The organism is Cellulomonas soli (genome assembly GCF_052036975.1).
GTDB lineage: Bacteria > Actinomycetota > Actinomycetes > Actinomycetales > Cellulomonadaceae > Cellulomonas > Cellulomonas soli_A.
In genome coordinates, this window is record NZ_JBQIAR010000009.1 from 83,811 (window position 1) to 110,041 (window position 26,231).

The following is a 26,231-nucleotide window of genomic DNA, read 5'->3' on the forward strand; positions in this document are numbered from 1 at the left end:
CCGCGAGACGGGTCAGGCCGCAGGCGCCGCCGACGTCGCGTCCAGGGTGCCGGTGAGCAGCAGGATCGCCACGAGGGCCGCCAGCCCGAGTCGGTACCAGACGAACGGACGGTAGCTGTAGGTCGAGACGATCTTCAGGAACGCGATGATGACCACGTAGCCGACGACGAACGCCACGAGCGTGGCCAGCAACGTCACACCGAGACCGGGTGTGCCCGCCGTGCCGAAGTCGCCCAGGCTGGTCGCGAGCTGGAACAGGCCGGAGCCGAAGACCGCCGGGATGGCCAGCAGGAACGAGTACCGCGCCGCCGCCTCCCGGGTGTAGCCCATGAGCAGACCCCCGGTGATGGTGCCGCCTGAGCGGGAGACGCCCGGGATGAGCGCCAGCGCCTGCCACAGGCCGAACTTCACGGCGTCGCGCGCGCCGAGCTGGACCAGGGTCTGGCGTTGCTCGGCCCGCCGGTCGGCCCACCCGAGCAGCAGGCCGAACCCCGTCAGGGTCAGCACGATCAGCCACAGGTTCCGGAACGGCGCCTCGATCGCGTCCTTGAACAGCAGGCCCAGGAGCACGATCGGCACGCTGCCCAGCGCGATGAACCACGCCATCAGCGCCTCGTGGTCGGGCACCTGCCCGGCGGGCATGCCCAGCCGAGCGCGCAGGTCGGTGCCTCGGTCCCCGCGCACCGCACGCCACCACGACGAGCAGATCGAGGCGATGTCGCGCCGGAAGTACAGCAGGACCGCGCTCTCGGTGCCCAGCTGGGTGATCGCGGTGAACGCCGCACCGGGGTCCGCGTCGCCGATCAGCTCGCCCACGATGCGCAGGTGCGCGCTCGAGGAGACGGGAAGGAACTCCGTCAGCCCCTGGACCAGCCCGAGGACGATCGCTTCGCCTGCACCCATGCCCGAGATCACGAGCGGCAACGATAGCCGCACGCCGGACCGCACCTGCACCGGTTCGTCCGGGTGCGCGGTTAGTGTTGCGGACCATGGAGCTCAGGCACGTCGGACGCACCGGACTGCGGGTGTCCCGCCTCGGCCTGGGCACCATGACGTGGAGCCGCGACACCGATCCGCACGAGGCCTCCGAGCTGCTGCGCGACTTCGTGGACGCCGGCGGCACGCTGCTGGACACCTCCGCCTCGTACGCGGACGGCGGTTCCGAGGAGCTCGTGGGCGCGCTGCTCGGCGACGTCGTGGCACGGGAGGACGTCGTGCTGTGCACCAAGGCGGGTGTGCGTCGCACGGACGCCGGCGGCGTGGTGGACGCCTCGCGGGGCAACCTGCTGAGCACCCTCGACGCGTCGCTGCGACGCCTGGGCACCGACCACGTGGACCTGTGGCTCGTGCAGACGCCGGACCCCCGCACCCCGCTGGAGGAGACGGTCCACGCGCTCGGGCTGGCTGTCAGCAGTGGGCGTGCCCGCTACGTGGGCCTGTCGAACCATGCCGGTTGGCAGGTGGCCCGTGCCGCCACGCTGCTGGAGGGCGCGGCGGGGCTCGGCGCCGTGCAGGCCGAGTACTCGTTGCTGCAGCGGGGCATCGAGCGTGAGGTGGCGCCGGCCGCCGCCGCCCTCGGGGCCGGCGTCCTGGCCTGGTCCGCGCTGGGCCGCGGGGTGCTGACCGGCAAGTACCGCCGCACCATCCCCGCGGACTCCCGGGCGGCCTCACCGCACCTGGCCGGTTTCGTGCAGCCGTACCTGACGCGCGGGTCGGCCGCGGTCGTCGAGGCGGTGGCGACCGCGGCCGAGGGTCTCGAACGCGCACCGCTGGAGGTCGCCCTCGCGTGGGTGCGCGACCGCCCGGGCATCAGCTCGGCGATCGTCGGCGCGCGCACGGCAGCGCAGCTGCGCGGGTCGTTGGCGGCCGACGACCTGGTGCTCCCGGTGGAGATCCGCCGTGCGTTGGACGAGATCAGTGCCCCGGTGCTGGGGTACCCCGAACGGTTCTGAGGCGCGCCCGCTCGTTCAGCGACGGTCCGGGCTGCCGCGCTCAGGCCCGGGGGCTGTCGGCGAGGTCGTCGTCCTCGGCGTCGTCGGCGTCGTACTCGTCGTCGATCCCGTCCTCGGTCTCGTCGTCGTCCTCGTCGTCCTCGTCGTCGTCCTCGTCCTCCTCCGCGAGGTAGAACGGGGTGGCCTCGCCGTGCACGGTGCCGAGCGCGTCGTCGTACACCTCGAACGCGTCGGCCAGCACGTCGTAGGCATCGTCGACCGCGGGGTCGTCCTCTCCGTGCCGGGCGGCGACGGCGTGGTAGTGCGCCTCGAGGGCGGCGATCAGGCGGTCCAGCGCGGCACGCGGGTCGACGGTCATGCGATGACCGTAGCGCCGCGCGGGGCACAATGGCACAGCGATACCCCCCGGGCCTGGCAGGACGGGACGGGCGGTGCACCACGACGGGGACGGGGTGGGCGATGGCAGAGGCGGCGAAGCGGACGAACCGCAGCGACTGGCTCGCGCAGGGCGGCCAGTACGAGTACCGGGTCCTGACGATCGGCCGTGCGACCAGCCGCAACGACGCCCGGCGCATGCTCACCGAGGAGGCCGAGTACGGCCGCTGGGAGCTGGCCCGCACCCGCCTGTACGCCGGCGGGGACCGCAAGGTCTGGTTGCGCCGACGGATCATCCGGGTGCGCAGCACGCTCACCGACGCCCTGGGCTGAGGACGCCGGTGGCCCCACGGGCAGGTCCCCTCAGTAGGTGCTGAGCAGGCGGTCGAGGACCCGGGTCCCGAAGGTCAGGGCGTCGACGGGCACCCGCTCGTCGACACCGTGGAACATGCCGGCGAAGTCGAGGTCGGCAGGCAGGCGCAGCGGGGCGAACCCGTAGCCGACGATGCCCAGCTGCGACAGCGACTTGTTGTCGGTCCCCCCCGAGAGCGTGTAAGGCAGCACAGCGGCGCCCGGGTCCTCCGCGACGAGCGAGTCGACCATCGCGTCCACCAGGGAGCCGGTGAACGGCACCTCGAGCGCCGTGTCGCGGTGGATGTGCTCGACGCGCACGTGCGGGCCGACGAGCTCGGCGACGGTGGCGTCGAACTGTGCCTCCTGACCCGGCAGGAACCGTCCGTCGACGGCCGCCTGCGCCTGCCCGGGGATCACGTTGGCCTTGTACCCGGCGGTCAGCTGGCTCGGGTTCGTGGTGTTGCGCAGCGTGGCGCCCACGAAGCGGGACGCGGGGCCCAGGGCGGCGACCAGCCGGTCGACGCCCTCGGGGTCCTCCGGGTCGAACGGCAGCCCGGTCAGGGCGGAGACGCCCTCGAGCAGCGCACGGACCGTGGGGGTCAGGTGCAGCGGCCAGGCGTACCGTCCGAGCCGGGCCACGGCCTCGGCCAGGTGCGTCACCGCGTTGTCGTCGTTGACCTGGCTGCCGTGCCCGGCCCGCCCGTCGGCGATCAGACGCAGCCACGCCAGCCCCTTCTCCGCGGTCTGCACCAGGTACGCGCGCCGTCCGCCGACGTCGACCGAGAAGCCGCCGACCTCGCTGATCGCCTCGGTCGCGCCCTCGAACAGCTCGGGTCGGTGGTCGACGACCCAGTGGGCGCCGTAGGTGCCGCCGGCCTCCTCGTCGGCGAACATCGCAACCACCACGTCCCGTGCCGGGCGCCGACCCTCACGGGCCATCTGGCGCACGACCGCCAGGATCATCGCGTCCATGTCCTTCATGTCGACGGCACCGCGGCCCCACAGCAGCCCGTCGCGGACCTCGGCGGCGAACGGGTCCACCGACCAGTCCTCGGCGCGGGCCGGCACGACGTCGAGGTGCCCGTGCAGCACCAGGGCCGGCTTGGTGGGGTCGCTTCCCTCGAACCGGGTGACCAGGTTGGCGCGGCCCGGCGCACTCTCGAACACCTCGACGTCCAGGCCGACCTCGGCGAGCAGACCGGCGACGTGCTCGGTGGCCTCGCGCTCCCCCGGGCCGGTGTTGTCGCCGTAGTTCGACGTGTCGAACCGGATGAGGTCGCGGCACAGGTCGAGGACCTCGTCCTCGGCGGTCACGGGGCTCGACAGGGCGGGGCGCACGGGCTCGGCAGGCATGGTCTCCACCGTACTCGCAGGTCATGACCGGACCGGCGGGCACGTGCCGCCGGTCCGGTCGTCGCACGGCACGTGGCCGCCGAGCGTGCGGGACCTCAGCCGACGGGCCCGTCTGCCAAGCCGCGGCGCACGAGCAGCGGGTCAATCTGCGGGTCACGGCCGCGCAGGTCGCGGAACGCGTCCATCGGGTCGCACGAACCGCCGCGCGAGAGCAGCCTCGCCCGGAACGTGTCGCCGTTCTCGCGGCGCAGGCCACCGTTCTCCTCGAACCACGTCACCGTGTCGGCGTCGAGCACCTCGGACCAGATGTACGAGTAGTACCCGGCCGAGTAGCCGCCACCGAAGACGTGGTTGAAGTACGTCGTGCGGTACCGCGGCGGCACCGGGGCGAACGCGACCCCGGCTGCCTCGAGCGCGGCCGCCTCGAACGGCAGCACGTCGGCCACGTCCGTGGGCACGTCCTGCGGGGCGAGCCGGTACCAGGCCTGGTCGAGCAGCGCGGCGGCCAGGTACTCGGTCGTCGCGAAGCCCTCGCCGTCCTGCCGTGCGGCCAGCAGCGTGTCGACCCACGCCGTCGGCATCGGCTCGCCGGTGCGGTGGTGCACCGCGTAGGAGCGCAGGATCGTCGGCTCCCACGCCCACATCTCGTTGACCTGCGAGGGGTACTCGACGAAGTCGCGCGGCACCTCGGTGCCGGACTGCGAGGGGTAGCGCACGGCCGAGAACAGCCCGTGCAGCGCGTGCCCGAACTCGTGGAACATCGTGATGACCTCGTCCCACGCGAGCAGCGTCGGCTCGCCGGCCGGCGGCTTGGGGATGTTGAGGTTGTTCACCACGACGGGCAGCTCGTCGAGCAGGGTGGACTGGTCGACGAGGTTGTTCATCCACGCCCCGCCGCGCTTGGACTCGCGCGTCCAGTAGTCGGCCAGGAACAGGCCGATCGCGGAACCGTCGGCGTCGAACACCTCGAAGACGCGCACGTCCGGGTGGTAGCCGACCAGATCCGCGCGCTCGGTGAACGACAGGCCGTAGAGCAGGTGCGCGGCACGGAACACACCCTCGGTGAGCACCCGGTCGAGCTCGAGGTACGGGCGCAGCAGGGAGTCGTCGAGCGAGCGGCGCTCCTTGCGGACCTGCTCGGCGTAGTACGCCCAGTCCCACGGCTCGAGCGTGGCACCGGGGTGGTCGCGCTCGAGGGCAGCGGTCAGGTCGACCGCCTCCTGGCGGGCGTTCTGCACGGCGACCGGGGCGAGCCGGCCCAGGATCTGCTCGACGGCCTCGGCCGTGCGCGCGGTGGCATCGGCCGCCACGTACGCGGCGTGGTGCTCGTAGCCGAGCAGGCCCGCGCGCTCGGCACGCAGGCGCACCAGCTCCAGGATCGTGCTGCGGGTGTCGTGCTCGTCGCCGGTCGCGCCGCGCGTCGCCGACGCCTCGAAGAACCGCTGCCGCAGACCCCGGTCACGCAGCTGCACGAGCGGGCCCTGCTGGGTCGGCAGCTGCAGCTCGAGCAGCCAGCCCTCGGCGTGCCCGCGGTCGGCGGCGGCCTGACGCGCGGCGGCGCGGGCGTCGTCGGGCAGGCCGTCGAGCTCGGCCTCGTTGGTCACGAGCACGGCCGCCGCGTTCGCGCCGGCCAGCAACTTGCGGCCGAACGCGGCCTCGAGGCTCGTGATGCGACCGTTCAGCTCGCGCAGACGGTCCTGAGCGGCGTCGTCGAGGCCCACGCCGGCGCGGACGAACGCCGTGCGGGTGCGGTGCAGGAGCCAGGCCGTGTCGGGCTCGAGCGTGAGCTCGCCGGCGTCGACCTGCGCCTGCAGGGACTCCACCCGGGCGAACAGGCGCGCGTCGAGGTGGATCGCGTCGTCGTGCGCGGCCAGCAGCGGGGCGACCTGCTCCTCGACCTGCTCCAGCCCCGGTGTCGCGTCGGCACTCGACTGGTTGTAGAAGGCGATCGCTGCCCGGTGCAGCAGCCGGCCGGAGCGTTCGAGCGCCTCCAGCGTGTTCTCGACCGTCGCCGGCGCGGGGTCGGTCGCGATCGCCGCGACCTCGGCCCGCTGCTCGGCCATGCCCGCGAGCAGCGCCGGCAGGTAGTGCTCCTCGCGGATGGCGGTGTAGTCCGGCAGGGCGTACGGCAGCGTCGAGGGCTGCGCGAACGGGTTCGTCGGGTCGAGGGGCTCAGGTGCGCCGGGGGCGGTCGATGTCATGCGTCCATCATCCCCGAGGCTCCTCGCGCGAGGTCAGCCACGCGTCCTCGGCCGCGTAGTCGAGGAACGGACCCATGGCCGCCTCCATGCGGGCGAACCCGGGCAGCACCGCGCGCCAGTCGTCGACGTGCGCGGTGCGGGCCAGCAGGTCGTCGACGGCCGCGCCGACCGTCTCCCGGTAGCCCGGCGCACCCGTGTGGCCGAGCTCGTCGCGCGCCCGGCCCATGGCGAGCACCAACGGCCCGGGCACGGACCACGGGGTCGCGCCGAGCCCACCGACGGGCGGTCCCGGGAACGTCACCGTGCGGGGATGGTGGTCGAGGTGCGTCCCGACCGCGTCGGCGATCTCGGCGACCGTGAGCGCCTCGGGATCCGCAGCGTTCAGGACCCGCCGGCCCGGCCGTGCGGCGGCGCGCCGGACCAGGTCGGCCAGCACGACGGTCGACGTCGTGTGGAACCGGCTCGCGCCGTCGTGGCTGAGCAGCCGCACCGGCCGCCCGTCGAGCGCGTGACGGACGAACAGCCACTCGCGCGGCTGGACGCACCCGGGCCCGTGGATCGCTCCGGGGCGCAGCACGGTCGCGGGGACGTCGTCGGCGGCGAGCCAGGCCTGCTCGAGGGCGACCTTGCTCGCCGCGTAACCGGTACGGCCCGGGGCAACCGTCGGCTGGTCCTCCTCGACCGGGTCGGGGAACGTGCCGAACCGCTCCGTCTCGAACCCGTCCCCGGCGTCGTCGACGTACACCGCCGCGCTGGAGACGACAACCGCGGAGCCGATCAGGTGCCGGTGCACGAGCAGGCGCTCGGCGTCTCGGTCGTCGAACGCCACGACGTCCACCACCACGTCGACGCCGCCGCCCAGGGCTCGGGCGAGCGCGGCGGGGTCGCGCCGGTCGCCGACGACCGGCTCGGCACCCAGCTCACGGACGACCGTGGCGCGTGCGGGACTGTCGCGCGTGAGCACCCGCACGTCCCAGCCGTCGGCCAGCAGGGCCGGTACCGCCGCTCGTCCGATCTGACCGCTTCCGCCGATCACCAGTGCCGTCGCCATGACCCGACCGTACGGCCGACCCGGACGGCGCGATGGACCGCCGTCCGGGCCGAGGAGAGACCTCGCTCGCGCGAGGCCTCAGCTCAGGCTCACCGCCGGTGCCGCGCCGACGTCCGCCAGGGTGCGCGCGGAGTAGCCGTGCGCGACCGCGACCGGGGCGCTGAACAGGTCCCCCGCGTGGGTCGTCAGGCCGCCTGCCAGGGCCGGGTCGCTGACCACGGCGGTCCTCCAGCCCTGGTCCGCGATGGTGGACAGGTACGGCAGGGTCGCGTTGGTCAGCGCGCGCGTGGAGGTCACCGGTACCGCGCCGGGCATGTTGGCGACGCAGTAGAACACCGACTCGTGCACCCGGAACGTCGGCTCGTCGTGCGTGGTGGCCCGGGTCGACTCGAAGCATCCGCCCTGGTCGACGGCCACGTCGACCAGCACCGAACCGGGCTTCATGGTGGAGACGAGCTCGTCGGTGACCAGCCGCGGGGCGCGGGCTCCGGGCACCAGCACGGCACCGACCACCAGGTCGGCGTCCAGCAGCTCGCGCTCGAGCACCCAGGCGCTGGAGGCCAGCGTGCGCACGCGGCCACCGAACGCGGTGTCGAGCTCCCGCAGCCTCGGCAGCGACAGGTCGAGCACGGTGACGTCGGCCCGCATGCCCAGGGCGATCTCGGTGGCGTGCCGTCCGACGACCCCGCCGCCGAGCACGAGCACCTTGGCCGGGGCGGTGCCCGGCACGCCGCCGAGCAGGACGCCCTCGCCGCCCTCGTTGGTCATCAGGTGGTAAGCGCCGACCTGCGGTGCCAGGCGCCCGGCGACCTCGCTCATGGGGGCCAGCAGCGGCAGCGAGCCGTCGGCCAGCTGCACGGTCTCGTACGCGATCGACGTGGTGCCGGAGGCGAGCAACGCGTCCGTGCCGGCGCGGTCAGCGGCGAGATGCAGGTAGGTGAACAGCACGAGGCCCTCACGCAGGTGCCGGTACTCGGAGGCGATCGGCTCCTTGACCTTGCACACCAGGTCGGCCTCGCCCCACACGCGGTCCACGTCGGCGACCAGCTCGGCGCCGGCGGCCGAGTACTGCTCGTCGGGGATGCCTGCACCGATGCCCGCCCCGCTCTGGACGACGACCTGGTGGCCGGCGCGGGACAGCTGTTGCACGCCGGCCGGTGTCACGGCGACGCGGTACTCACGGTTCTTGACCTCGCGGGGGACGGCGATCCTCATCGGGGGTGCTCCGGGTGTGCAGGCCGCCGCAGCGGCTGTGGTCTACGTCACGTCCCAGTGTGAACTTCGTGTGTTGCAGACGGATGACAACTGATGTTCCTTCGGTATCGTCGCCCTATGTCGACGACATCTTCGGCCGGGGCCGGATCAGCTGCGCCTGTACGCCGAACAGGCTTCGACCCGACGGGCCACCCTGCCGCAGGCGCACACCCGACGCTCGACGCCATCGACCGCCAGCTGCTGCACGAGCTGGAACGCGACGGGCGGATCTCCAACAAGGACCTGGCCGCCGCGGTCGGCATCGCCCCTTCCACCTGCCATGCGCGCGTGCGCGCCCTGCTCGACTCCGGGGTGCTGCGCGGGTTCCACGCCGTCATCGACCCGGAGGCAGTCGGCCGGGGGTTGCAGGCGATCATCGCCGTCCGGCTGCAGGCCGCCGCCCGTGCGCGCCTGGCCGAGTTCGCCCACCGCATCGCCTCCCGACCCGAGGTGCGCGACGTCTACATGCTCGGCGGGTCCGAGGACGTCCTGGTGCACGTGGCGGTGCGCGACGCCCCCGCGCTGCGCGCGTTCGTCGTGGAGCACCTGAGCACACGGCCCGAGGTGGCGCACACCCAGACGAGCATCGTCTTCGAGCACCTGCACGCACCCACGACGGCCTCCGGCTAGGGGTGCACCCGCGGCACGCGGCGCGAGAGACGAAGATCACACCGCCGGCGTCCTGGCTGGTCGGCCGCCCGGGCTACCGGCTGTGACGCCGTGGACCCAGGGGACCCCCAGGATCGGCGGATACCCTCGTCGGTATCGCGGCCACGGCGGCCGCTGTGGCCACCGGCCACTCCCCTACGCCTCGTCGAGGAGTCATCATCGGACGACCGATCGTGCTCGTGCACGGCACGCGCACCTCGTCCGCGATCTGGCAGCACCAGGTCGCCGCGCTCACGCGCGTCGGGCATCCCACGATCGCCCTCGACCTGCCCGGCCACGGGACCCGGTCCGGCGAGCGCTTCACCTGGGACGGCGCCATGGCCGCCATCGACGACGCCGTCGCGGCGTGCGCACGACCCCCGCTGCTCGTCGGGCTCTCCCTCGGCGGGTACGCCTCCCTGGCCTACGCCGGGCAGCACCAGGACAAGCTCGCCGGTGTGGTGCTCGCCGGATGCTCGACCGAGCTGCGGGGCAAGCCCCTGCGCGCCTACCGACATGCCTCCCACCACGTGACGCGGTGGCTCGGGCTCGGCGGCGGCACGTGGCACGTCGTCACGGACATGCTCGGTGCACTGACCGGCTACTCCCCGCTGGCGGACCTGCGCCGGCTGCGGCTGCCCGTCTGGGTGGTCAACGGGTCGCGCGACCCGTTGCGGCTCGACGAGCGCCGGTACCGCGGCGTGCTGCCGGGGCTGCGCCTGCACGTGGTCCGCGGTGCGGGACACGACGTCAACAGCCACGCGCCGGTGGCGTTCAACCGGCTGCTGCTCGACGCGGTGCAGCATCTGCGTCGTCTCGACGTGCTCGCACCGGCCTGACCTGGCCGGCCGCCGTCCCGGTACGAGGGGCGGGAGGTCGTGCGCACCCAGGGTCAGGCCGGAGCGGACTCGCCCTGGGCGTCGTCCGGCGCCTCGCGGACCAGGACGTGCTCACGCAGCGCGCCCGGGACCGGTGCGGCGCCCGGCCCGCCCGCGCGCAGCCACCGCTCGAGGTCGGCGGTCGTCCGGTCGCCGGCGAGCCGCGCGAACCAGACCGGCGCGACGCCGGAGGCACGCCGGGGGGCTGCGGGGCGTGCGACCACGACGTCCCCGCGCTCGCACTCGTCGAGGCAGTCGACGAAGGTGAGCCGTGCGACGCCCGCCTGATCGAGGCGTTCCAGCCGGCCCCGCTGGCCACCCGGTGCGTCGTCGCTGACGCCCAGGGTCTCGCCGGCGCACAGCGCGCACGCGGTCAGGCCCGGGCGGTCGGGGGTCGATTCGCTCACGAGGAGACGATACCCCCTGGGGGTACACCCCCAAGGGTGTCGTCCGATGGCATCCCGTCAGTGCGCCAGCACCGGCACGTCCTCACGCATCGCGGCCGTGCCGTCGACCGACGCCGGCGGGCCGACCAGCGCCGCGCGGGCGGCCCGGGTGCGGAACAGCGTGACCGTCAGCACGGCCCCCAGCACGAAGATGCCCGCGGACCAGGTGTACGCGGTCGAGAAGCTGTGCAGCGCGGCCTGGGCGAGCACCTCGGGCGAGGCCGGCGCGTGCTCGCTGACGTACCGGGTCGCGGCTGTCGCCGCGAGCGTGTTCAGCAGCGCCGTGCCGATGGCCCCGCCGACCTGCTGGCTCGTGGACACCATCGCCGAGGCGGCGCCCGCCTGGCGGGGTGCCACGCCCAGCGTCGCGATCTGGAACGAGGCCGGCATGATCGAGGCCATGCCCACACCGAGGGCGACCAGCCCCGGCACGACCCGGCCGTAGCCGGAGTCCACCTGCAGGGTCGTGAACCACAGCAGGGCCGACGCGGCGACCAGCATGCCGATCGGCACCAGTACCTTGGGCCCGAACCGCGGCAGCAGCAGGTTCGACTGCACCTGCGCGGTGACGATCATCGCGACGATCATCGGCATGAACGCGGTGCCGGTCTGCATCGGCGTGTACCCGAGGGTCGTCTGCAGGTAGTAGGTGAGGAACAGGAACACCCCGAAGACACCCGAACCGGCGACGAGGATCGCCAGGAACGCCCCGCCGCGGTCCCGGTCGAGCACGACATCGAGCGGGAGCACGGGTGCGGAGGACGTGCGCTGGCGCAGCACGAACAGCCCCAGGAGCACCACGCTGGCCACCAGCGGCCCCCAGGTCAGCACGGCGTCCCAGCCGCGCGGCTCGGCCTGCGAGAAGCCGTAGACCAAGGAGAACAGCCCCGCCGAGCCCAGCAGCACGCCCACGAGGTCGAGGCGCCCCTGGCCGGTACGCCCCCCACGAGGCAGCAGCACCACGCCGGCGACGAAGGCCACGACGGCGATCGCGACATTCACGTAGAGGTTCCAGCGCCAGTCGAGGCGCTCGGTGAGGTACCCGCCGAGCAGCAGCCCGATGGCCCCGCCCATGCCGGCGATCGCACCGAACACGCCGAACGCGCGCCCCCGCTCGCGGGGTGCGGTGAACGTGGTGGTCAGCACGGACAGCGCGGCGGGGGCGAGCATCGCGCCGAACACGCCCTGCAGCGCCCGGGCGCCGACCAGCTGGCCGAAGGTCTGCGCGGCGCCTCCGAGGCCGGAGGCCACCGCGAAGCCGACAAGACCGAGCAGGAACATCCGCCGGCGTCCCACCAGGTCGGCCAGGCGCCCGCCGAGCAGCAGCAGGCTGCCGAAGGCCAGGGAGTAGGCGGTGACGACCCACTGCCGGTCGTTGTCGGAGAAGCCGAGGTCGGCCTGCGCAGACGGCAGCGCGATGTTCACGATGGTCGCGTCGAGCACGACCATCAGCTGGGCGAGGGCGACGGCCGCGAGGACGAACCAGCGCCGACGCGGGTGGTCGGCCCTGTCGAGGGCCGTGGGCGCGCCGGTCGGTGCCGGTGCGGAGGTGCTGGAGGACATGGGGATGCTCCGGGGACGTCGGGGTCGGTGGCTCGACGGTAATACAGAACTGGCCAGTTCCGGAACCCCTGGGTCTCGTATTTGCTCGACGGGTCGCCAGGCCCGACAATGGGCACCCCAGGAGAGGAGCCCCGACGATGAGCGCGCAGGTGCGCCCCGCCGACCACCCGACCGACCCGTCGACCGACCGCCCCGCACCCCGGCCCGGCCGTCGGCGCGACGAGGCGAAGGACGACGCGATCCTGGCCGCGACCCTCGAGCTGCTCGCCGAACGCGGGTACGAGGGCATGACCATGGACGCCGTCGCCGACCGCGCCGGTGCGGGCAAGGCCACGGTCTACCGGCGCTGGCCCTCCAAGGTCCGTCTCACCGCCGACGCGCTCGTGTGCCGACGCAGCAGCCAGGTCCGCCTCGAGGACATCCCCGACACCGGGTCGCTGCGCGGTGACCTGCTCGCCATGCGCGACAGCCGCACGCGCGCCACCAGCAACGACACCGACGACGCACTCGCCGGGGTCTGGTCGGTCGTGCAGGACGACCCGGAGGTCGCCGCGATCTTCCACGAGCAGTTCGTCCGGTCGAAGGTCGCGCTCATGCGCGGTCTGCTCGACCGCGCCCGCGAGCGCGGTGAGGTCCCCCCCGGTCGCGACCTCGACGTGATCGCGCTCGTCGGGCCCGCCCTGCTGCAGTACCACAAGCTCGCCAACGGTGGCCGGCTCGCGGACGGCTTCGTCGAGCGGATGGTCGACGACGTCATCGTGCCGTTGGCGACCTGGGTGCCCCCGACGGCTCCTCCGGCCGCCCAGGACTGACGGTTCAGCTGGTCAGCTCGGCGGCCAGCTGGGCGAACGCGTCGATGAAGACGTCGCAGTCGGCCTGCGTGTGCTGCACCGACAGCGTCCACTCCTCCTCGCGCCCCGGGGTCATGAACACCCCGCGGTTCATGTTGTACAGCCAGGCCAGGTCGGCCAGCTCGCCGTCCTGGTACTTCTTGAACGACTCGTAGTCGACGATCTTCTCCGGCGCGAACGTCACGCAGCCCTTGGAGGCGACCCCGACGGCGTAGCCGGGCAGGCCGAACTCGTCGATGACGGCCTGGCAGCCGGTGACCATGTGCTCGTTGAGCGCGTCGAGGTGGGCGTAGGCCTCGGGCGTGAGGACCTTCTCCAGACTCGCCCGCGCCGCAGCCACACCCAGCGGGTTCCCGTTGTAGGTGCCGACCTGGTAGACCGCGCCGCTCTCGACGACCTCGAAGACCTCTTCCGTACCGCCGATGGCACCCAGCGGCAGGCCCCCGCCCAGGGCCTTGGCGAGCGTGACCATGTCGGGCGTGACGCCGAAGCGTTCGGTCGCTCCCCCGGCTGCGATGCACAGGCCGGTCTTGACCTCGTCGAAGATCAGCACGATGCCGTGCCGGCGGGTGATCTCGCGGACGGCCTCCAGGTAGCCAGGCTCGGGGAGCACGATGCCGAGGTTCATCATGGCGGCCTCCATGATCACCGCGGCAGGCTTGCGACCCTCGGCGATCAGCCGCTCGATCCGGCGTTCCATGGCCGGGGCGTCGTTGAACGGCACGGGTACCGTCATGTCGACCGAGGACTGCGGGATGCCGGCGCCGTAAGGCAGCGAGGCGAGGTTGTCGCGGTCGCCGATCTCGCCGTAGGGGACGCCGATGGAAACCATGACGTAGTCGTGGTGGCCGTGGTACGAGCCGAACACCTTGATGATCGTGTCGCGGCCGGTCAGCGCGCGGGCGATGCGGATGGCGTCCATGGTCGCCTCCGAGCCGGAGTTGACGTACCGCCAGCGCGGCAGGCCCCAGCGGCGCTTGAGCTCCTCGCCGACCACGACGGCGTCCTCGGTGGGCGCCGCGAAGTGCGTGCCGCGCGCGAGGCGGGCCGTGACGGCCTCGCTGATCACGGGGTGGGCGTGGCCCTGCACCATGGAGCCGAACCCGTTGTGGAAGTCGACCATCCGGTGGCCGTCGACGTCCCACACCGCCGAGCCCTCGCCGCGCTCGAGGTAGATCGGCCACGGCTCGCGCACCTGGTAGGACGACGCGACACCGCCCGAGAGCGTCCGACGGGCGCGGGCGTACATCGCGGCCGAGCCCGGCGTGCGCTCGTCGAGTCGCGCAGACTCGCGCGCGGTCAGCTCGGCGATCCGGGTGCGGTCGAGGACGACCGGGGTGCGCGTGGGCATCGTGGGGCTCCTTCGTCGTGGGTGCGCGCCCATGATCGCACCGATCGGTGGAGAATCCCAGCCTCTACCAACGAGATGGCCCGTACATTGATCGCCTGACCACCGATATCGGGGGCCGGACGCGCCAGATGCCACCGAATTCGCAGGACGACGCGAACGGCGGCGCAGGTGCTGGCACCCGCCTCGTCCGCGCCGCGCACCACCTCACCCGGTGCGCCGCTCACCGCACCTCCCGACCGGCCGATCGTGTCCGCGAGGGGCACGCACGGACCGACGGGAGGCGCCATGACCGGTGGCATCGACCACGACACGCCAGCACCCGCCCGCACCGTGCCGGGCGCCGCCCTCGCCGACGTCGTCACTGCACCCCGCGCACCCCGCACGCCCCGCACCGCCGAGGTCCCGCACCCCCGGCGTCTGCCGGACGCAACGCCGGGAACCCCGTCGACGCGCCCCCAGGACGACCACCTGCACCCCTCGGCACCGCGGGCGCAGCGCTGGGTCGGGCTCGCGGTGTTCGCCATCGCGGCCAGCGCCGCGACCGCCCTGTGGCTGCTGCTCGCCGTCGAGGTGCCGCAGGAGACCGCGGCCGTGCAGGAAGGAATCCTGCTGGGCGCCTGGCACGTGCTCTACGACACCGAGCTGCCGCCGACGCGGATCCTGCTGGCCGCACTCGCCCTCGCCGTCCTGCTCGCCTCCGGAGTCGCCCTCGTCGAGCAACGGATCTCCACCCGCTCCAGACGCTCCGTCGACCAACGCACCGACCCCCTGGCACCCAAGCTCGTCATGGCCCGCACCCGCGGCGTCTACGCCGGGCCCGTGACCGTCACCGCGCTCATCCCGGCGCACGACGAAGAGCACTCGCTGCCCGCGACCATCGCCTCGCTGCAGGCCCAGTCGCACCCGCCCGAGCGCATCGTGGTCGTCGCCGACAACTGCACCGACGGCACCGTGGCCGTGGCCCGACGCGCCGGAGTCGACGTCGTCGAGACCGTCGGCAACACCCGCAAGAAGGCCGGCGCGCTGAACCAGGTGCTCACCCAGGTGCTGCCCGACCTGGGCGACAACGACGCGATCCTGGTCATGGACGCCGACACCGCGCTCGACGCCGGGTTCCTGGCCACAGCGGTCGCCCGCATGACCTCCGACCGTGCACTCATGGCCGTCGGCGGCCTCTTCTACGGCGAGGACGGCGCCGGGCTCCTCGGCCAGTTCCAGCGCAACGAGTACCTCCGGTACGCCCGCGAGATGCGCCGCCGCGACGGGCGGGTCCTCGTGCTGACCGGCACCGCCTCCTTGTTCCGCCCCGCCGCGCTGCGCGCCGTCGCCGACAGCCGCGGGACCCGCCTGCCCGGCACCCCCGGCGACGTGTACGACACCGCCGCCCTCACCGAGGACAACGAGCTCACCCTCGCCCTGAAGTCCCTCGGCGCCCTGATGACCTCCCCGCCGCAGTGCACCGTGGTCACCGAGGTCATGCCCACCTGGCGCACCCTGTGGGCCCAGCGCCTGCGCTGGCAGCGAGGCGCGCTGGAGAACCTCGGCGCCTACGGCGTGACCCCCCGCACGCTGCGCTACTGGGCGCAGCAGCTCGGCATCGGGTACGGCGTCATCGCCCTCGGCTCCTACTTCCTGCTCCTGACGCTCGCGCTGCTCAGCTCGGACCAGTGGATCTGGTTCCCGTTCTGGATCGGGCTCGGCGGGCTGTTCACCCTCGAACGCGTCGTCACCGTGTGGCGCGGCGGCTGGCGAGCGCGGCTGCTCGCCGCGACGCTGCTGCCCGAGCTCGTCTTCGACGCGTTCCTCGACATCGTCTACGTCAAGGGCGTGCTCGACATCTGCCTCGGTCGCCAGGCCAGCTGGAAGCACGTGGTGCACACCGCGCCGACGGGCACGGCCACGGGTGCCACCGCAGGATCGCTGACGGCTGCCGGCACCGGCGGTCGACCGTGACCGCCCTGGCCACCGCGGCGGCCGTCATCAGCTCCGCCCCGGGACCAGGCACGCTGCCAGACAGTGTGCTCACCTCGGCACCCGTACGGGTCCTCGCGGCGTTCGTGGCCATCAACACCGTCATGTACGGCGCGCTCGCGCTCGCCAAGGTGCTGCCCAAGGTCCACCCCAGCCGGTGGCTGCGCCGCGACAACCGGCGCGCCGAGGACCGCAGCATCTACCCGCCCGCCTGACCGGGGGCTGGCGCCCAGCGCCCGGGATGGTGTCGTACCGCCGAGGCACCCGTTCGGGTCCCGGCGGCGACAGTGCTCCTTGTGGGTCGCGCAGAGCTGGGGCCATCATCGGGCGATGATCGATCACGTGGAGATCCAGGTCTCCGACTTCGACGCCTCCGCCCGCTTCTACGACGCCGTCCTCGGCACGCTGGGAGCGATCCGCCAGGAGGACAAGTCACCGGACGCCATCGGGTGGGGCGACCACGGACCCGAGTTCTGGATCGGCGTCCACCGGTTCGGCCAGGGCTTCCGGGAGTCTCACGTCGCCTTCGCCGCACCGGCCCGGGCCGCGGTGGACGCCTTCCTCGCCGCCGCGCTCGACGTCGGCGCCGAGGTGCTGCACGAGGCGCGCGAGTGGCCGGAGTACGTCGGCGGGCCGGTCGTGTCGTACTACGCGGCGTTCGTGCGCGACCCCGACGGGAACAACATCGAGGCGAACCACGCGGTCCTGGACTTCTCGCACGCCGACTCACAGGCCGGCGCCGGGTGACGTGCTCGGCCTCCCGCGGACACCGCGCGCACCTGCCCTGTGAGGGGCCATGCAGCTGTTTCCCCGCACCGAGGAACGACGAAGGCCCCGATCCTGGCGGGGATCGAGGCCTTCGTCGTCGCTGTCTCAACGAGTGTCCGGAGGGGGACTTGAACCCCCACGCCCGTTAGGGCACTAGCACCTCAAGCTAGCGCGTCTGCCATTCCGCCACCCGGACAGGTGGACCTTCGGGAGCCCGTGGGCGCCCTTGGTGCGGCAGAAAACATAGCACGGGAGCCCCGCGCGACCCGCATCGGCCCCCTCGGCCGCCCGCCGGTCCCGACGGCATCAGACCTCACGGCACGACGCGGCGCCGTCCACCCGCACACGAGCGCCCCACGTGAGGAGAATGGCCCCATGAGCGAGCAGGCCGGACACGTCGAGCACACCGCACCGCACTGGCTGCGCGCGATGGCCGGGGTGTCCTGGCGGCTGCTCGTGGTCGTCGCGGCGGTCGCCCTGGTGTTCTTCGCCACCTCGCGCGTCCAGCTGCTGTTCATCGCGGTGTTCATGGCGTTCGTGTTCACCGCCGTGCTGCGCCCGCTCGTCGACCTCCTGGCCAAGGTCATGCCGCGCGGGTTGGCCACCGGGCTCGGGCTGCTCAGCGGGATCCTGGTGTTCCTCGGGCTGCTGACCTACGTCGTCTACTCGATCGTGAACCAGTGGAACGCCCTGTCGGTGACGTTCGGGGACGGCATCGGTGAGCTGCTGACCTACCTGGAGAGCGGGCGGCTACCGGTCCAGATCACCAACGACCAGATCAACGAGTGGATCGCCACCGCGCAGCAGTGGGTGCAGGACCACGCCGGGGAGATCGCCGGGCAGGCCGCCACGCGCGCCGGCTCCGTCGTCGAGGTGTTCACGGCGCTCGCGCTGGCGATCTTCTGCTCGGTGTTCTTCCTGGCCCGCGGACGCGAGATGTGGACGTGGTTCCTCAACCAGCTGCCCTCCCGTGTCCGGGAGACCTGGCACCAGGCCGGAGGGGTCGGCTGGTACACGTTCTCCGGGTACACGCGCGGGACCGTGATCATCGCCGTCACCGACGGGATCTTCGCGTTCATCCTGCTGACGGCCCTGCGGGTCCCGCTGTCCGCACCGCTGGCGGTGCTGGTGCTCATCGGGGCGTTCATCCCCCTGGTGGGGGCACCGGCAGCCATGATCGTGGCGATGATCGTGGCGCTGGCCGCCAACGGGGTGTGGTCGGCGGTGTTCGTCGGGGTCGGGATCGCACTCATCGGGCAGTTCGAGGGGCACTTCCTGCAGCCGATCGTCATGGGCAAGCAGGTCTCGTTGCACCCGGTCGTCATCGCACTGGCGGTGACAGCGGGCACGCTGACGGCCGGGATCCTCGGGGCGGTGATCGCCGTGCCGCTGGTTGCCGTCGCCTGGTCGGTGTTCGCCAAGCTGCGCACGCTCGACCCGCCGAGCACCCACCCGGCCGCGGAGCCCGCCGATACCGCCGACCCCCTGGCTGTCGCGGCGTCGGCGCTCGAGGAAGGCCCCTCACCGGAAGTCGCGTGAGCTGGTGCGCACCCGCAGAGACAACGGGGCCAGGTGCTCGGCGACCAGGTTCGTCGCCCCGTCGGCCCGTTCCAACCGGCCGCGCACCACGAGCGCCCGCGACGTGCGCGCCTCCTTCCGGAACCGCTGCCACAGGCCCGCCGAGCAGATGACGTTGAGCAGACCGGTCTCGTCCTCCAACGACAGGAACGTCACCCCGCGGGCTGTGCCCGGACGCTGACGGTGGGTGACGACCCCGGCCACGGCGACCCGGCGCCCCACCTCGTGCCGGTACACCTGCTCGACGCGCAGCACCCCGGCCTCGTCCAGCCCCTCGCGCAGGAACTGCGTCGGGTAGGAGTCGACCGAGACCCCGGTGGACCACACGTCGGCCGTGGCGGTCTCGACCTCGCTCAGCCCGGGCAGCGTCGGAGCACTGACGCCCACCGAGACCCCCGGCAGCGTGTCGGGGCCCTCCTGGGCGAGCGCACCGGCCGCCCACAACGCCTCACGGCGGGTCACGCCCAGGCAGTCCAGCGCCCCGGCGGTCGCCAGCGACTCCAGCTGGGTGGTGGACAGCCGGACGCGGCGCACCAGATCACGCAGGTCCACGAACGGGCCGTGCGCCCGGCGCTCGGCGACCAACCGCTCGGCGACCTCCGTGCCGACCGAGCGCACCGCGGCCAGACCCATCCGCACCGCGAGCGCACGCTGCTCCCCCGTGGTCGCACCGGGCGGGCGCACGGGCGCCGTCCCGCTGGGCACCGGGACCAGGCGCGGCTCGCCGTCCGGCGGCGTGGGGCCTGTGCGTTCCACGCACGCCTGGACGTCGGAGGCCTGCACGTCGGGGCGCAGCACGGCCAGGCCGTGCCGGCGGGCGTCCGCGGCCAACGTCTGCGGGGAGTAGAAACCCATCGGCTGCGCCGCCAGAAGACCCGCGTAGAAGGCCGCCGGGTGGTGCACCTTGAGCCACGAGCTGGCGTACACCAGGAACGCGAACGAGTACGCGTGCGACTCGGGGAACCCGAAGTCGGCGAAGGCCTTGAGCTTGTCGAAGATCTCCTCCCGGGTGCGCTCGTCGACACCGTTGTTCGCCATGCCCGTCATCAGCCGCGCCCGCAGGGCCTCCATGCGTTCGACCGACCGTTTGGACCCCATCGCCCGGCGCAGCTGGTCGGCCTCGGCCGGGGTGAAGTCGGCCACGTCGATGGCCATCTGCATCAGCTGCTCCTGGAACAGCGGGACACCCAGGGTGCGCTGGAGTGACTTCTCCAGCTTCGGGTGCGGATAGGTCACCTTCTGCCGTCCGCGGTACCGCTCGATGTACGGGTGCACCGACCCGCCCTGGATCGGCCCAGGGCGGATGAGCGCGACCTCGATGACGATGTCGTAGAACCGGCGGGGCTGCAGACGCGGCAAGGTGCCCATCTGCGCACGCGACTCCACCTGGAACACCCCCACGGTGTCCGCCGCGCACAGCAGGTCGTACACCAGCGGGTCCTCCGCGGGCAGCGCGTGCAGGTCCAGCTCGACGCCCTCGTGCCGGCGCACGAACCCGAACGCGAGACGCAGCGCGGTGAGCATGCCCAGACCCAGCAGGTCGAACTTCACCAGCCCGGCGTCCGCACAGTCCTCCTTGTCCCACTGCAGCACCGTGCGCCCCGGCATCCGCGCCCACTCCACCGGGCACACCTCGATCACCGGCCGGTCGCACATGACCATGCCGCCGGAGTGGATGCCCAGGTGGCGGGGCAGCCGCAGGAACCGTTCGGCCAGGTCGATCACCTGGTCGGGGATCTCCTCCAGGGCGTCGGCCGACGGCGGCGTGCGTGCCGGGACCACGTCGTGCCGGTCGGCGGTCGGCTCCCCCGGGCCGACCGGGCCGGAGCGGTACATCGTCCACCACGGGCTCTCTCGCTCCGGGCCGCGCAGGCTCCCCCAGCGTTCGATGCCCGACGCCCACGCGTCCTGCTGCCCGGCGTCGTACCCGAGCGCGCGGGCCGCGTCGCGCACGGCCGAGCGCGGACGGTAGGAGATGACGTTGGCCACCTGCGCCGCGTGCTGCCGGCCGTGCGTGCGGTAGACGTACTGGATGACCTCCTCACGGCGGGCCGACTCGATGTCGACGTCGATGTCGGGCGGGCCGTCCCGTTCGGGGGCCAGGAACCGTTCGAACAGCAGGCCGTGGCGCACTGCGTCGACCGCGGTCACCCGCAGCGCGTAGCAGACCGCCGAGTTCGCCGCCGATCCGCGGCCCTGCGCGAGGATCCCGTTCTTGCGGCAGAAGTCGACCAGGTCGTACACGACGAGGAAGTACCCGGGAAACCCGAGCCCCTCGATGACGGTCAGCTCGTGCTCGAGCTGCGCGTACGCCCCGGGCACGCGTTCGTGGCCCGGCGGGCCGTACAGCTCCTCCGCACCGCGCCGGACCAGCTCGCGCAACCAGCTCGCCTCCGTGTGACCGGGCGGCACCGGGTACGGCGGCAGGTCCGGGGCGACCAGCCGCAGGTCGAACGCGCACTGCGCGCCCAGGTCGGCCGCCGTGCGCACGGCCTGCGGGTACCGGCGGTGCAGCACCGCCATCTCCGCCGCCGAACGCAGGTGCGCGACCGGCGCCCCGGGCAGCCAGCCGTCCATGTCCTCCAACGACGAGCGCGCCCGCACGGCCGCCAGCGCCGCGGCCAGGTCGGCGTCGCGCGGGGTGGCGTGGTGCACGTTGCCCGTGGCCACCAGCGGCAGGTGCATCGTCTCGGCCAGCACCGCGAGCGCGTCGGCGCGTTCGGCGTCCTGCGGGGTGCCGGAGGCCGTGAGCTCCACGGCGACGTTCTCCCGGCCGAACAGGGCCACGAGCCGGTCCAGCTCGGTGCGCGCCGCGTCGAACCCGCCCGGGGCGACCGCGACCGTGCCCGACGGGTCACCGCCCGCGAGCGCGCGTCGCACGGCGCCCTTGCGGCAGCCGGTGAGCACCAGCCACTGCCCGGCGGCGGTCTCGGCGAGCGTCTCGAGCCGGTGGTCGGCGGCCCCCTTGCGCCCGGTGCGCAGGTGCGCCTCGGCGATCGCCCGCGACAGCACCCGGTACCCGCCCGGACCGCGCGCCAGGACCACCAGGTGGGTCGATCGCGGGTCCGGGACACCGGTGGGCGGGTCCAGCACGGGCGGTCCGGGGCGCGGGGCACGCTCGTGCGGGTGGCGTCGCCCGTCGGGTGCGGGCAGGTGCAGCTCGGCGCCGAACACCGTGGGCAGGTGCACGGCACGGGCAGCCTCGGAGAACCGCACCACGCCGTACAGGCCGTCGTGGTCGGTGATGGCCAGCGCCTCCAGGCCCAGCCGGGCGGCTTCGGCGGCCAGCTCCTCGGGCTGGCTGGCGCCGTCGAGGAAGCTGAACGCGGAGTGCGCGTGCAGCTCGGCGTACCGGGGGGTCCGCTCAGTCATAGGTCGCCTCGCAGACCCACCCGTCGGGGGTGCCGGCCAGCAGCAGCGCCTGCCGGTCGTCGAGCGTGACCTGCAGGTGGGCGCGGGGTGCGGCACCGGCGACCCACCAGCGTTGGGTGAGCAGCCACGGTCCGGCCCAACCGACGACGGCACGCACCGGGTCGCCGTGCGGGCGCCACCGCACGGTCGCCGGCGCGGCGGTCAGGCGGCACCGGGAGTCCACCCCCACGGGTGCCCCCCGGGCGTCGAGCACGTCGACCGGTTCGGGGACGGGTGGCACGGTGGCGGGTGCCGGGTCCGGCAGGCGTCCCGGCCAGGGGCGGTCGAGCGGGCGGCCCGGGGCGGACTGCTCACCCCAGGGGCGCAGGTGCACCTGGTCGCGCACGTCACGCCCACCCTGCAGGGTGGCCTGCAGGACGCCGTCGAGCCCGACGATGCCCTGCACCCGGTCCAGGGCGCGGTGCGCGCGCAGGTCGCCACCGGACGGTCCGCCCCACAGCCGTCCCTGCTCCGCCCCGGCGGGGGCGACGTCGAGCGCGGTGACGGTCAGGTGCACCAGCGTGACGGGGTGGGGTTCCTCGCCCAGCAGGTCGGGGTCGGGGACCTCCAGCAGGTCGTCGTCGTGCGGGCCGCGGGGGCGTCGGCGGTCGCGACCGCCGGTCAGCCGCGACCGCTCCCGGGCGGCCTCGACCGCCGCGCCCGTGAGCCAGCCCTCCAGCTGCCAGCGGATCCGGTCGGTGATGCGCGCGGGCGTGAGCCCACCCCAACCGCCCAGGTCGGTGCGCCAGGTACGCACGAGCTCCTCGCCGTCGTCGGTGCGGGCCGCGATCTGCAGGCGCCCGCACGCCACGGCCCGTTGCACGAGCAGGTCGTGCAGCTGCTCGGCCAGCCTGCGCCCGGCGAACGTGGCGGTGTCGACACGGTCGACCGGGGGGTCGAGCGGGGCGGAGACCTCGAGGTCGGCCTCGGGGCGTCGGCGGGCCGGTGGTCGCTCGTCACGGCCGCAGGCCAGGGTGTGCGCCCACACGCCCAGCGGGCCGAACCGGGCGTGCACGTCGGTGCGGGGCAGTGCCGCGATCTGACCGAGGGTGCGCAGCCCGAGCCGGTGCCACAGGTCGACCAGGTCGGCGACGGCCGCGGCGACGTCGTCGCTGACGGTGGCGTGCACCAGCTCGCCGACCCCGCGCGGTGCCAGGAACGCCGGGGAGCCGCCCGCGGGGACCACGGAGCCGGTGCGGGCGGCCAGCACGGCGGCCAGCAGCCCGTCGGCGGTGCCGACCGCGCACTCGTGCCCCGTGGCCTCGCCGACGGCGGCGACCAGCAGCTCCGCGAGCGCCTCCTCCGAGCCGTGGTAGCGGCTCGCCCCGGACGCGGGCAGCAGGAGCAGGCCGGCGCGGGCCACCTCGATCCCGGCGACCACGGTCTCGGCGGCGGCGGCGACCGGTTCGAACAGGCGCACGTCACGGGCGTCGTCGGCGGGCAGCAGCACCAGCTCGGGGCACACGCCCTGCGCCTGCCGTCGTCGCATGCCGCGGCGCACACCCTGCCCGCGGGCGAGCTCGGACACCGCGGTGAGGCGTCGCCCGTCGTGCACCACGGCGGGCACGTGCACGGGAGTCCGCTCGACGGCGGCCGCGGCGACGACCGGCCAGTCGGGCACCCACAGGACGGTGGTGCGGGTGCTCATCCGACGAGCCTCAGCCCGGTCCGGGCAGGCCTGACCAGGGTGGTCGTGGTGCCGTCGGGCACGGGCCCCTCGCCGGGACGCGGCAACGGCAGCGTGAGCTCGACCGACCGGGGCACGGCGGCGCTGCCACGGCCGCTGCGCAGCACGGTGACCTCGTGCGCGCGCAGGTGCCCCTCGCCCTCGCCGACCCCCGCCCACCGACCCGGTTCGACGTCCAGCACCGCCCCGGCGCCCACCCAGGGCGCGGTGGACAGCAGCACGGCGCCGCGTTCACGGGCCCGGGCGGACAGCCGCCGCCGGTCGACGTCGGTGAGCACCACCCGCGGTCCGACCAGGACGACGTCGAGCCCGTCGACGAGGGCCGCCACCACGAGGGCGGCGTCCGGCCCGGGCGCGGGCACCACGGCGAGCCGTTCGAGTGCGACACCCGCCTGGGCCGCGGCGAGCAGACCGACCGCAGGCTGCCCGACGAGCGCGGCCCACGCACCCCCGGCGCACGCGTGCGCGAGCATCGCCAGCACGAGCGAGGTGGAGCCGAGCACGACGGTGGTGGCCCCCCGCCGCAGCCCGTCGGGCAGCAGGGAGGCCAGCGCGGGCGGGACGGGCAACGGTGGGCGCTCGGTGGTCAGCAGGGAGGCCGTCGGCACGGGTGCGGGCGCCACCGGCACAGGCACCGCAGGCACGGCGGGCACGAGCGCCGCGGGTGCCGGGGCTGCCGGGGACAGCGAGGGCACCGTCAGGCTCCGCGCGCCCGTGCGCCGTTCGGCGTGCGCCAGCACGGCCCGCGCACGGGCCGCCCGGTCCGTGATCCCGGCACGGGCGAGCGCCTGCTCCTCGACGGCGGTCTCGACCGTCACGGCACCCACCTCCTCCCGCCCTCCCCGCTGTGCACCTGTCCGACGACGCCCCCACCGCCGCACCCTGGTGGGCCACAGCGGCGTTGCATCGTAGCGCTCACTCGAACACCTGTTCGATCATGCCAGTACACGCCGACAGTCCCGGGGTGTCAATCCGCCCGCCGAGGGCCACGATGGGCCCACCCGCACCCCAGCCCGCACCCCGCACGGAGCCTGCGTTGACCCAGCCGATCACCCGCCCGGTCGCCCCCGAGCCCTACGGGTTGCTGCCGCCCGTGCCCGCGTTCACCCTGCTCAGCGACGACCTCACCCCCGGCGGTCGCCTGCCCGACGCCCTCACCGCCACCACCGGGGGTCTGGGCGCCTCACCGCACCTGACCTGGTCGGGGTTCCCCGCGCAGACCCGCTCGTTCCTGGTCTCCTGCTTCGACCCGGACGCCCCGGGACCGTCGGGCTGGTGGCACTGGACCCTGGTCGACGTGCCACGCACGACGACCTCGCTGCCCCGCGGCGCGGGAACCCTCGACGGCCACGCCCTGCCCACAGGCGCCTACCAGCTGCGTGGCGACGACGGCATCGCCGGGTACGTCGGGGCCGCTCCCCCGCCCGGTGACCAGGTGCACCGGTACCTGTTCGCGGTGCACGCCCTCGACGTGGAGCACCTGGGGGTCGGCCCGGACGCGATGCCCGGTGCGGCGAACACCGCGGCGGTGCTGCACACGCTGGCCCGCGCGGTGCTGGTCGGCACGTACCGGCGCTGACCCGGTCGACCACCTGGCGGTCACCCCGTGCCGCGCGCGGCCCGACCGTGACTACCCTGCCGCCATGCCGACCTCGACCACGACGGCCCCCACCGACACCCTGACCTGGCTGCGGGCCGTGGACCACCCCGCGCTGCTCGCGCCGGCGACGCACGCCGCACTGGTGGCGTGGGCCGAGACGGACGCGACGGTGGCCGCATCCGTGCTCGTCGCACAGATCGACCCCGAGCTGGCCGACACCGCGGCGATGACGCAGGCGTACGACCTGCCGCTGGCCGCCTCCGTCAACTGCGTCCTGGTCGCCGGTCGCCGCGAGGGCGCCGAGCGCGTCGCCGCGGCCCTGGTACGCGCCACGACGCGCGCCGACGTCAACACGACGGTCAAGCGTCTGCTCGACGTGCGCAAGGCCTCGTTCCTGCCGATGGACCGGGCCACGGCCGAGTCCGGCATGGAGTACGGCGGGATCACCCCGATCGGCCTGCCGACCGGCTACCGCCTGCTGCTCGACTCCCGCGTGGTGGCCGACGACCCGGACGCCGGTGGTCGGGTCATCATCGGCAGCGGGCTGCGGCGATCCAAGGTCGCCCTGCCCGGCGCGCTGCTCGCTCGTGCCCCGGGCGTCGAGGTGGTCGAGGGCCTCGCCCTGGCGTAGGTCGCCTCAGACGCGCGTCGCCCAGAAGGCCACCGCGGCCGCGGCCGCCACGTTGAGCGAGTCGACACCCCCGGCCATCGGGATCCGCACCACCCGGTCGCACGCGGCGATCGTGCCGTCCTTGAGCCCGCTCGGGCTGGTCGGCCACGAGCTCGTCGCCCCCGCCCGGTCAGCAACGCTTTGGCTGGACAGTGGGGCGCGATACGCCCGAGCGTCGCGCAAAACACGACGAGCCGAGACTGGAACCTCGTCGCTGAGATCGACTGCGAGGATCTCGCCGCTTCGAGGCGGACGCTCGGCACCGTATG

At 73.8% G+C, this 26,231-nt stretch carries 23 protein-coding genes, 1 tRNA gene and 1 pseudogene; 11 read left to right on the plus strand and 14 right to left on the minus strand.

What is annotated here, in order from left to right; translation table 11 throughout:
* Nucleotides 1-12 precede the first annotated feature (12 nt).
* Entirely contained in the window at nucleotides 13-903 is an 891-nt protein-coding gene (uppP, locus tag ACTHAM_RS11170) for an undecaprenyl-diphosphatase UppP (protein WP_440687384.1), read from the minus strand.
* A gap of 86 nt (nucleotides 904-989) precedes the next feature.
* On the opposite strand from uppP, the gene ACTHAM_RS11175 reads away from it, so the two are divergent.
* Nucleotides 990-1,952, plus strand: a complete 963-nt coding sequence (locus tag ACTHAM_RS11175; protein ID WP_440687386.1) for an aldo/keto reductase — start codon at nucleotides 990-992, stop codon at nucleotides 1,950-1,952.
* 40 nt (nucleotides 1,953-1,992) lie between these two features.
* On the opposite strand, the gene ACTHAM_RS11180 is transcribed toward ACTHAM_RS11175, so the two are convergent.
* The gene (locus ACTHAM_RS11180) at nucleotides 1,993-2,310 is read right to left on the minus strand and encodes a primosomal protein (RefSeq protein WP_440687388.1); all 318 of its coding nucleotides are present in this window, start codon (nucleotides 2,308-2,310) and stop codon (nucleotides 1,993-1,995) included.
* Between the two features lie 101 nt (nucleotides 2,311-2,411).
* Between ACTHAM_RS11180 and ACTHAM_RS11185 the strand changes: the two genes are divergently transcribed.
* A complete protein-coding gene (locus ACTHAM_RS11185; RefSeq protein WP_440687390.1) occupies nucleotides 2,412-2,660 on the plus strand; it encodes a DUF5703 family protein in 249 nt (82 codons plus the stop codon).
* 30 nt (nucleotides 2,661-2,690) lie between these two features.
* Here ACTHAM_RS11185 and ACTHAM_RS11190 read toward each other — a convergent pair whose 3' ends face one another.
* The 4 genes from ACTHAM_RS11190 to ald form a co-directional block, all read right to left on the minus strand.
* Nucleotides 2,691-4,034 carry a M20/M25/M40 family metallo-hydrolase gene (locus tag ACTHAM_RS11190; RefSeq protein ID WP_440687392.1) on the minus strand — a complete coding sequence of 448 codons (1,344 nt, stop codon included), beginning with the start codon at nucleotides 4,032-4,034 and terminating at the stop codon, nucleotides 2,691-2,693.
* A gap of 95 nt (nucleotides 4,035-4,129) precedes the next feature.
* The gene (locus ACTHAM_RS11195; RefSeq protein WP_440687394.1) at nucleotides 4,130-6,235 is read right to left on the minus strand and encodes a M3 family metallopeptidase; all 2,106 of its coding nucleotides are present in this window, start codon (nucleotides 6,233-6,235) and stop codon (nucleotides 4,130-4,132) included.
* 7 nt (nucleotides 6,236-6,242) lie between these two features.
* Nucleotides 6,243-7,286, minus strand: coding sequence for an NAD-dependent epimerase/dehydratase family protein (locus ACTHAM_RS11200; RefSeq protein ID WP_440687396.1), 1,044 nt, complete (start codon nucleotides 7,284-7,286; stop codon nucleotides 6,243-6,245).
* A gap of 78 nt (nucleotides 7,287-7,364) precedes the next feature.
* Nucleotides 7,365-8,501: an alanine dehydrogenase gene (gene ald, locus ACTHAM_RS11205; protein WP_440687398.1), complete on the minus strand. Its 1,137-nt coding sequence runs from the start codon at nucleotides 8,499-8,501 to the stop codon at nucleotides 7,365-7,367.
* 117 nt (nucleotides 8,502-8,618) lie between these two features.
* Here ald and ACTHAM_RS11210 point away from each other — a divergent pair, with 117 nt between their 5' ends.
* Together ACTHAM_RS11210 and ACTHAM_RS11215 are read left to right on the plus strand one after the other, a co-directional pair.
* Nucleotides 8,619-9,170 (plus strand): Lrp/AsnC family transcriptional regulator, encoded by a 552-nt coding sequence (locus ACTHAM_RS11210; protein ID WP_440687400.1) that lies wholly within the window; start codon nucleotides 8,619-8,621, stop codon nucleotides 9,168-9,170.
* 212 nt (nucleotides 9,171-9,382) lie between these two features.
* Nucleotides 9,383-10,027 (plus strand): alpha/beta fold hydrolase, encoded by a 645-nt coding sequence (locus tag ACTHAM_RS11215; RefSeq protein ID WP_440687402.1) that lies wholly within the window; start codon nucleotides 9,383-9,385, stop codon nucleotides 10,025-10,027.
* Between the two features lie 53 nt (nucleotides 10,028-10,080).
* On the opposite strand, the gene ACTHAM_RS11220 is transcribed toward ACTHAM_RS11215, so the two are convergent.
* Nucleotides 10,081-10,473 carry a hypothetical protein gene (locus tag ACTHAM_RS11220; protein ID WP_440687404.1) on the minus strand — a complete coding sequence of 131 codons (393 nt, stop codon included), beginning with the start codon at nucleotides 10,471-10,473 and terminating at the stop codon, nucleotides 10,081-10,083.
* A 57-nt stretch (nucleotides 10,474-10,530) separates the two neighbouring features.
* The gene (locus ACTHAM_RS11225; RefSeq protein ID WP_440687406.1) at nucleotides 10,531-12,075 is read right to left on the minus strand and encodes an MFS transporter; all 1,545 of its coding nucleotides are present in this window, start codon (nucleotides 12,073-12,075) and stop codon (nucleotides 10,531-10,533) included.
* Nucleotides 12,076-12,212: 137 nt separating this feature from the next.
* On the opposite strand from ACTHAM_RS11225, the gene ACTHAM_RS11230 reads away from it, so the two are divergent.
* Nucleotides 12,213-12,887, plus strand: coding sequence for a TetR/AcrR family transcriptional regulator (locus ACTHAM_RS11230; RefSeq protein WP_440687408.1), 675 nt, complete (start codon nucleotides 12,213-12,215; stop codon nucleotides 12,885-12,887).
* Nucleotides 12,888-12,891: 4 nt separating this feature from the next.
* Here the strand turns inward: ACTHAM_RS11230 and ACTHAM_RS11235 are convergent, their stop codons facing one another.
* Nucleotides 12,892-14,277 carry an aspartate aminotransferase family protein gene (locus tag ACTHAM_RS11235; RefSeq protein WP_440687410.1) on the minus strand — a complete coding sequence of 462 codons (1,386 nt, stop codon included), beginning with the start codon at nucleotides 14,275-14,277 and terminating at the stop codon, nucleotides 12,892-12,894.
* A gap of 285 nt (nucleotides 14,278-14,562) precedes the next feature.
* Here ACTHAM_RS11235 and ACTHAM_RS11240 point away from each other — a divergent pair, with 285 nt between their 5' ends.
* From ACTHAM_RS11240 to ACTHAM_RS11250, 3 genes are all read left to right on the plus strand, one after another.
* Complete coding sequence (locus ACTHAM_RS11240; protein ID WP_440687412.1) at nucleotides 14,563-16,230, plus strand: glycosyltransferase family 2 protein; 1,668 nt, start codon at nucleotides 14,563-14,565, stop codon at nucleotides 16,228-16,230.
* Nucleotides 16,227-16,463 (plus strand): hypothetical protein, encoded by a 237-nt coding sequence (locus ACTHAM_RS11245; protein ID WP_440687414.1) that lies wholly within the window; start codon nucleotides 16,227-16,229, stop codon nucleotides 16,461-16,463. Before ACTHAM_RS11240 ends, ACTHAM_RS11245 begins: the two co-directional genes overlap by 4 nt.
* 115 nt (nucleotides 16,464-16,578) lie before the next feature.
* On the plus strand, nucleotides 16,579-16,995 hold the full coding sequence (locus tag ACTHAM_RS11250; protein ID WP_440687416.1) for a VOC family protein: 417 nt from the start codon (nucleotides 16,579-16,581) through the stop codon (nucleotides 16,993-16,995).
* A 134-nt stretch (nucleotides 16,996-17,129) separates the two neighbouring features.
* Here ACTHAM_RS11250 and ACTHAM_RS11255 read toward each other — a convergent pair.
* A tRNA-Leu gene (locus ACTHAM_RS11255) sits at nucleotides 17,130-17,212 on the minus strand.
* A gap of 179 nt (nucleotides 17,213-17,391) precedes the next feature.
* Between ACTHAM_RS11255 and ACTHAM_RS11260 the strand changes: the two genes are divergently transcribed.
* A complete protein-coding gene (locus ACTHAM_RS11260) occupies nucleotides 17,392-18,555 on the plus strand; it encodes an AI-2E family transporter (RefSeq protein WP_440687418.1) in 1,164 nt (387 codons plus the stop codon).
* On the opposite strand, the gene ACTHAM_RS11265 is transcribed toward ACTHAM_RS11260, so the two are convergent.
* The 3 genes from ACTHAM_RS11265 to ACTHAM_RS11275 are packed head-to-tail and all read right to left on the minus strand — an operon-like array spanning nucleotide 18,538 to nucleotide 24,510.
* On the minus strand, nucleotides 18,538-21,966 hold the full coding sequence (locus ACTHAM_RS11265; protein ID WP_440687420.1) for an error-prone DNA polymerase: 3,429 nt from the start codon (nucleotides 21,964-21,966) through the stop codon (nucleotides 18,538-18,540). The genes ACTHAM_RS11260 and ACTHAM_RS11265 overlap by 18 nt on opposite strands.
* Nucleotides 21,959-23,653: a DNA polymerase Y family protein gene (locus ACTHAM_RS11270; RefSeq protein WP_440687422.1), complete on the minus strand. Its 1,695-nt coding sequence runs from the start codon at nucleotides 23,651-23,653 to the stop codon at nucleotides 21,959-21,961. The genes ACTHAM_RS11265 and ACTHAM_RS11270 overlap by 8 nt, the downstream gene beginning before the upstream one ends.
* The gene (locus ACTHAM_RS11275) at nucleotides 23,650-24,510 is read right to left on the minus strand and encodes a hypothetical protein (protein ID WP_440687424.1); all 861 of its coding nucleotides are present in this window, start codon (nucleotides 24,508-24,510) and stop codon (nucleotides 23,650-23,652) included. The genes ACTHAM_RS11270 and ACTHAM_RS11275 overlap by 4 nt, the downstream gene beginning before the upstream one ends.
* Before the next feature lie 218 nt (nucleotides 24,511-24,728).
* Between ACTHAM_RS11275 and ACTHAM_RS11280 the strand changes: the two genes are divergently transcribed.
* Nucleotides 24,729-25,271, plus strand: coding sequence for a YbhB/YbcL family Raf kinase inhibitor-like protein (locus ACTHAM_RS11280; RefSeq protein ID WP_440687426.1), 543 nt, complete (start codon nucleotides 24,729-24,731; stop codon nucleotides 25,269-25,271).
* Nucleotides 25,272-25,335: 64 nt separating this feature from the next.
* The gene (locus ACTHAM_RS11285; protein WP_440687428.1) at nucleotides 25,336-25,923 is read left to right on the plus strand and encodes a YbaK/EbsC family protein; all 588 of its coding nucleotides are present in this window, start codon (nucleotides 25,336-25,338) and stop codon (nucleotides 25,921-25,923) included.
* A 6-nt stretch (nucleotides 25,924-25,929) separates the two neighbouring features.
* Here the strand turns inward: ACTHAM_RS11285 and ACTHAM_RS11290 are convergent.
* Nucleotides 25,930-26,052, minus strand: a pseudogene (locus tag ACTHAM_RS11290) (TrmH family RNA methyltransferase); the annotation flags it as partial.
* Nucleotides 26,053-26,231: the final 179 nt, after the last annotated feature.